The 6,644-nt window shown below is 58.6% G+C and carries 6 protein-coding genes; 3 read left to right on the top strand and 3 right to left on the bottom strand.

Features of this window, described 5'->3' with window-relative positions; all coding sequences use genetic code 11:
- Nucleotides 1-983: AI-2E family transporter (locus FHS21_RS30195; RefSeq protein ID WP_183665830.1), on the bottom strand; the 983-nt coding region annotated here is incomplete at its 3' end.
- 226 nt (nucleotides 984-1,209) lie between these two features.
- Here FHS21_RS30195 and FHS21_RS30190 point away from each other — a divergent pair.
- Genes FHS21_RS30190 through FHS21_RS30180 form a run of 3 tightly spaced genes read left to right on the top strand, consistent with a single transcriptional unit; the run spans nucleotide 1,210 to nucleotide 3,827 of the window.
- Nucleotides 1,210-2,334 (top strand): HlyD family secretion protein, encoded by a 1,125-nt coding sequence (locus FHS21_RS30190; RefSeq protein ID WP_112532272.1) that lies wholly within the window; start codon nucleotides 1,210-1,212, stop codon nucleotides 2,332-2,334.
- Nucleotides 2,324-3,355: a DUF2955 domain-containing protein gene (locus tag FHS21_RS30185; protein ID WP_112532273.1), complete on the top strand. Its 1,032-nt coding sequence runs from the start codon at nucleotides 2,324-2,326 to the stop codon at nucleotides 3,353-3,355. The genes FHS21_RS30190 and FHS21_RS30185 overlap by 11 nt, the downstream gene beginning before the upstream one ends.
- Before the next feature lie 34 nt (nucleotides 3,356-3,389).
- Nucleotides 3,390-3,827, top strand: a complete 438-nt coding sequence (locus tag FHS21_RS30180) for a Ros/MucR family transcriptional regulator (RefSeq protein WP_183665828.1) — start codon at nucleotides 3,390-3,392, stop codon at nucleotides 3,825-3,827.
- Nucleotides 3,828-3,884: 57 nt separating this feature from the next.
- Here FHS21_RS30180 and FHS21_RS30175 read toward each other — a convergent pair whose 3' ends face one another.
- Complete coding sequence (locus tag FHS21_RS30175) at nucleotides 3,885-4,172, bottom strand: hypothetical protein (RefSeq protein ID WP_183665826.1); 288 nt, start codon at nucleotides 4,170-4,172, stop codon at nucleotides 3,885-3,887.
- A 505-nt stretch (nucleotides 4,173-4,677) separates the two neighbouring features.
- Nucleotides 4,678-6,354, bottom strand: a complete 1,677-nt coding sequence (locus FHS21_RS30170) for a SulP family inorganic anion transporter (protein WP_183665824.1) — start codon at nucleotides 6,352-6,354, stop codon at nucleotides 4,678-4,680.
- Between the last annotated feature and the right edge of the window lie 290 nt (nucleotides 6,355-6,644).

The following is a 6,644-nucleotide window of genomic DNA, read 5'->3' as shown; positions in this document are numbered from 1 at the left end:
GCGATCATGCCGCCAATCACGCCAATGAGTATGATCGGCATCGGAACTTCAAGCCCGCGGCCGAGCATCAATGGCTTGAGGAGGTTGTCGCTGAGGCCGGCAATAACGGTCCAGATTGAAAAGATGATCGCCGGCGTGGTCGCTTCCGTCGCAAGAACATAGGCGATGACAGGTAGTGTCACCAGCAACGCCGGCACCTGCACGATGGCAAACAACAGCACCACGAGCGTCAAGATGCCCGCTGACGAAAGACCTATGGCGAAAAAGCCTATCCCGATCAGCAACGACTGGATGACCGCTACGCCGACGACGCCGACCGCCACACCCCGGATCGTAGCGGCAGTCATCGCAACCAGCCGGGGGCCTTGCGCCTTGCTGCCGGTGATGCGTTCCAACAGTCGAGTGGCGAATTCGGTAACGCCTTCACCATAGGCGATAAGCACGGCGGCCACTGCGAACGATAGTACGAACGACAGTTGACCGGCGGCCAGACCGCCCGCGAACGACGCCAGCCATGATGCAACTCCACCGAGCATTTTGCCGTACTTGGCAAGCGCCGCTGGCATGTTTGTCGCGACGAGCACCCATGTGTCGGTCAGTTTCTGGCCGACCACCGGGAAGTCGGCAAGCCATGGCGGCGGCGGCGGCACTGTGAGGGTTCTGTCCTGCAAGCCCGAGACGAACTCCAGTATGGAAGATCCGAGCGACGTCACTACCATGACCAACGGGACCAGCATTAGCGCAACGCTGACGAGCCCGATCAACGTCGCCGACCAGCGATTGCCGACCCGGACGACCAGGCGTTGGTGCAAAGGATAGAGCATGACCGCGAGGATCACCGACCAGAGCAGGATACCAGTGAACGGCAATATGATGCGGCTGCAGGCAAAGATCAGCAACCCCACGAGTCCGATTTGAAGCACTGAATCGAGCATTCTCAAAAGCGGCGGCGCGCGCTGAGGGATTGTGACGTTCGGCTGCATTTTGCTGCCCCCTTCCCAGCCAATCCGGATCCAGATAGCTCGGTCCTCCAGCTAACTATTTACCTGTTTCGGCCGTTCTGCAAGACAGATGCAAACGTGTGTGATTGGTGCGCGCTTCTCCGGCCAATGGACAAGCGTGATGTCGCATCGGCTTGCTTGCGATGGCGGCCGCTTAGGACTAAATTGCCTTCCAACGCGGCGGCCGCGTGACTGAGGGGGAAACGTCATGGCGTCAGATGCAACTGGGGCCCCTCGCGATGATGCCCCAAATACTATGGGCGCGCCTCTGAAAGAGAAAAACCCGCAGCGCACGGTCGCAATTACCGTGCTTCTGGTGGCTTTGCTTCTGTTTGTCGTGACGGTTTTCATGGAGCGGCGCACGCCTTCTTCCTCGCAGGCGACCGTCAGTGCCTATGTCGTTGGCGTAGCGCCGGAGGTTACCGGGCGGGTTATTGAAGTTGGCGTGACTGACAACAGTGCCGTGACGCCCGGCCAGATGCTGTTTCGACTGGATCCGGAACAGTACCGGATTGCCGTGGCAGAGGCGGAAGCACGCCTGGCAGGGGTAGGTCAGACGATCGGCGCTTCGACGGCGGCCGTTGATGTCGCCCAGGCCAAGGTGGTGGAGTCGAAGGCAGTCCGGGTCAATGTCCAGGATCAAGCCACCCGCGCTGTGGAACTTGTCAAGCGCGGTATCTACGCCCAGGCCAAACATGATGAGGCCGAGGCCGCGCTGGATCAGGCAAATGCCGGCGTCGATGCAGCCGAAGCTGACCTGGCGCGGGCCCGGGAGGAGCTTGGGCCCGCAGGAAAAGACAATCCGCAATTGCAGGAGGCGCTCGCGGCGCTTGAAAAAGCCCAGCTTGATCTGCTGCGCACGACGGTTTCAGCCCCGGCGGAAGGCGTCGTCACCAATCTCCAGCTTTCCGTCGGAGGTATGCTCAGCGCTGGCGAGAGTGCGATGACCTTCATCGATACCGGCACGATCTGGATCACGGCTGCGTTCAAGGAAAACAGCCTCGAGATGGTTGCCGCGGGCGACCGTGCGGAGGTGCTTTTCGATGTTCTCCCGGGTCAGATTTTCGCCGCCACGGTTGAAGGCATCGGGATGGGGGTGGCCCAGGGAAGTGTCGACCCCGCGACAGGCCTGCCGAAGATTTCCACGGACACTGGATGGGTGCGAGCACCGCAGAGCTTTCCCATCCGCCTGGTTCTCGACGAAGGGCGGCCCAAGGGCGTGCGATATGGTTCGCAGGCCAATGTGGTGATCTACACCGGAGACCATCCGATCACCAATGCGCTCGGCAGCATCTGGATCCGGATTCTTTCGGTCCTGACCTATGTCAGCTGATACGCTTCTTTTGCACGAGGAGGACCGCGTCAATGTAAAGCGCAAGGGTCTGCGCATAGCGCTTGCCGTTGCGGTCGGCTTTTCCTGGTCGGTCTATTCGGGGGCTATCATCCCCTTCCTTGGGCCATTGTTTGCGGCACAGTTTCTGATCTCGAGTTCCCGCCCCATGCCGTTGCAAAAGGCGTTGGCAGTCACAGTGCTGATTCTTGTCGTCGGAGCATTTCTGCAATTCGTAACGGTTCTGACCGGCGACAGGCCGCCCGTTCTCTTGCTCCTGCTCGGACTGATTTACTTTGGATGTTTCTACCAGCAGGCGAACGGTAAGGGCGGACCCACAGTCTTTCTCGTGCTGGTCATTGCGGTTATGGTGCCGCTACTCACAATTCTGAACGAAGACCTTGGCGACACCATTCTTATGATCCTGGTTCAGGGTGTGGTGACCGGAATGCTTTTGATGTGGCTGGCATACGTTTTTATACCAGATACAGGTAGCCCCACTCTCAAGGTCGCGACAGCGACGACATATCCGCGTGCCGCACGCTACGCTGCAGCCAACACCGCCATACTGCTGATCGCGGTGGTTGCCTGTCTGACACGCGAAGGGCTGGCTACGGCGATCGTCATTCCGATAACAGTCGTGTCACTGCTGTCCCAATTCGACGTCGCGGCCAGCACGCGCGCCGCCTTGGGGCTCGTGATAACCAATATCACCGGAGGCGTAGCTGCGTCCGTCGCATTCGGGCTGCTTCAGGTACGACCGTCCCTCATTTTCCTCTTTCTCTTGGTACTGCTGGCCGGCCTGGTATTTGGCGGTCGTGCTGCCATGCATGCGCCGGCCGCCAAACTTTACGCGGGTGCCTTGACGATCTTCCTCCTCGTATTCGGAACGGGTGTGTCACCGCTTCCGGGGTCTGCCGCCGAGTCCTTTTCCACCCGGGTGACCTATATACTGGTCGCCATCGCCTATGCGATCTTCATGACAACGTTGCTTTGGCCTCGGCAGGAGCGCAGTCTTGGTTGACGATTTAGATATTTGATTTGCGGGAGATTGATGGATGACCATCGAAGAATTCGATATCGCGTCGAACAAGGGCAAGCTGGTCGACCTGACGGCCAAGTTGGTGGCGGCTTACGTCCGTAATAACGCAATACCTACCGCGGATTTGCCGATGTTGCTCAACACCGTGCATGCCGCTTTATCGGGGGCAGCGATTGGAAACGAAGAGACGGCAATTGCCTCGCCGAGCCCCGTACCTGCAGTGAACCCCAAAAAGTCGGTCACACCCGATTACATAATTTGTCTGGAAGACGGCAAGAAGTTCAAATCGCTGAAGCGTCACTTGAAGACTTCCTTTGATCTCACGCCCGAAGAATATCGCAAGAGATGGAATCTTGATCCGTCCTACCCGATGGTCGCACCGAACTACGCCGAGGCTCGCTCCCGCCTTGCCAGGACCATGGGGCTCGGTCGAAAGTCGGGAAGGGCGCGTTAGTCAGCGGTCAGTCCGTAGCCGGTGGGGCAATCAGAAGGCCCGTTCGGGCCTCATTTTTCAGCGCCAGAACTCGTCCAGATAGTCGATGACCTCTCCGTCAGATCCTGCGACCTGGTAAGCATCGGCCTTGCGTATCTCCTGATCCTGCCAACCGGCTTCCCTGGCCTTCTCATGCACCCGGATACAGGTGAGGTGGTTGAAAGGAAGGGCGATCTGATCCTTGAACATCTCCTCGATCGCGTCCGCACATTCAGCGCCGCGCCGAAGATAGGGGCCGTCCTCCTTGGGCGGCCTTATTTCGTATCGGACATGATACGGAACATAAGACTCCTTGTGTTCTCTCATGACGTCACCTCACTATCGGGCGTTCTTGATCCAAGCCTGTCCCCAAAGGGGATCAGGGCCACAGCCGGACGGTCTCGGCAGGAATGCAACTACGCGAAAAAGACTTTGTTCCGCGTTGGTTCAGCCACCACACGGAGTCTATCGCGTGAACAGCGTTTTTGGGTCCGTCTGCTCGCAAATCCCCTAAATATAAAAGCCGACTAATCGCGATGGTGATAGCTAGCCCAACCAGAAATTCCAACTCGTAGAGATAAAGGGGCGGTTCCTTCTCATCTTCCGGGCCCTCTTCAAACTCTGTTCGCATAGGATTACTCCTTTCAGACGTCTTCCAGTGGTTCAGCGGACAGAATTATCTGTTAATCTTATGCAGCCGGCGTCGCGGGCAAACTCAACTGGCGTTACGCGCTTCCGAAAATATCATAAGCGATCGCACGGCCGGCATTTTTCTGTTTTCGCTTTTTTCGATCTCGCCTCCACCTTGCGATGCATGCGAGCAGTCCGAGTATCAACCATCCTTGGTAGCGGCCCGGGAGGAAGTGAGATATCGGAGAAGGCCGGCTTCGGCGGTGGGAAACATGCCATCCTTACCAACGTGGTCGGCGAAGCCGGACCTCCGGACGTAGTCAAGCACATCCGGATTGAGGCCGGCGAGCCATATCGCGACTCCCTCTTCCGCGAAGCGACGTTCGCCATCGATCAACATTTGCAGCGCCGAATACTCGATATCGAAGACCCGGCTGAAGTCGATCAATAGGACGCTCGGTTTGTTCTTGGCAACGAGTTCGCGGATTCGGTCGCCGACCTGCTGGGCGTTAGCGAAGAAGAGTCTTCCTTCGGGACGCACGATCAGAAGACCTTCGAAGATCTCGTCATCCGGGTGCTCCGGCGATATTGGGCGCAGCAGGTCTTCCCCGCGTTTGCGGCCGATCACGTGGATGCGCGGACGCGCCGCTTGACTGGACAGGCCAATCAGCGACAGCACGATCGCAACGATTATGCCCTGAAGCGTACCGAAAGCGAGCACGCCAAGGAAGGCCGCGAGCGCCCATCGGAACTCCATTGTTCGCACCTTGCGGATCGATGCGAATTCGAGCGGCTGGATCAATCCAATTGAATAGACGATCACGATCGCCGCGAGCACAGCCTGCGGCAGAAGCCCTAACAGCGGGGCCAGAGCCAGCATGGTTGCCGCAGAAGCAGCAGCTGTGACGAGAGATGCCTTCTGCGTCCGCCCTCCGACGGAGCGCACCACCGCCGTCTGCGATGTCCCGCCGCCGGCGGGCATGGCTCCGAAGAAAGCGCCAGACAGGTTGGCCGCGCCAATAGCGAGAAGTTCCCGGTTCGCCCTGATCGGCGGATCCGACGGGACAGCAAAAGCCCTGCCGGCGGCAATCGTCTCCGTAAAGCTCATTAGCGCTATCCCGATGGCCCCGGGGAGCAGCATAATCACGAGGTCTGGGGTTGGGAGCGTTATGGAGGGCAAAGCCTGGGGAATGAGGCCGACCGTTGCCACGCCGGCACCGCTCAGACCGCCAAACCAGGAAGCGGCGATGCCGGCGGCGACCACCGCCAGCGGTGCCGGCGAGTGTGGCCAGATACGCTCTGTAATCAGGAGCACGACCAGCGCCGTCGCTCCGAGTGCCAAAGTGACAAGGGAACTCTCGGGAAGATGCTGGACGAGGCTAAGCACGTCGCGGAGAAAGCCCTCTTTCGTTATGTGGATGCCGAAGAGCTTCGGCACCTGATCAAGCACGATCACCAGACCGATGCCGGCCTTGAAGCCGGTCAGTACCGGCGTTGAAATCAGATTTGCAACGAACCCGAGACGAAGGATAGTAGCGAGAACAAGCAGGACTCCGGTCAGGGCAGTCAGGGTCGCAGTCGCTGTGATCAGCTTTGCGGGGTCTCCGTCAGGCACCGCCATAGCCAGTTCCGCGGTGGTGAGTATCGCCAGAGTGGTAGTTGAGCTGGTGCTCAGGACACGCGATGTGCCCAGAAGGGCATAGGCGATCATCGGAACAAAGGCAGTGTAAAGCCCTACGCTGACTGGCAGGCCAGCGACCGTCGCATAGGCCATGGCTTTGGGCAGGACAACCGCCGCCGCCGTGAGTCCAGCGACCAAGTCGGGACGCAGCCCGTGGTCAGGCTTGTGAGATGGATTGTCCGAGCCGTGGGGTGCCATTGCGCAACGCTCCTATTGTCCGTGGATGTGGCTACTGAACTAGCACACAGGTTCGGTAAAACTGCCCCTCAAAAGTACTTACCGCGACACGCGTATAAGAACGAAATTCGCAATCCGTCCATTGGAACCGTGCCATTCGTTAGTATCTGCGCAATGCGAACATTCAAACGAGTATCTTCAAATCTCCCATTACCTAGTTGCAGCCCCTGTTGAGAAAGAATTTTTCCACCGATCTGAGAGCGCTGCCTGAATATTCCTGCGGATCCAGATCGGATATCAAATCGGAAAAC

It is taken from the genome of Phyllobacterium trifolii (genome assembly GCF_014192095.1).
GTDB lineage: Bacteria > Pseudomonadota > Alphaproteobacteria > Rhizobiales > Rhizobiaceae > Phyllobacterium > Phyllobacterium trifolii.
This window is presented reverse-complemented; position numbering and strand designations above follow the sequence as displayed.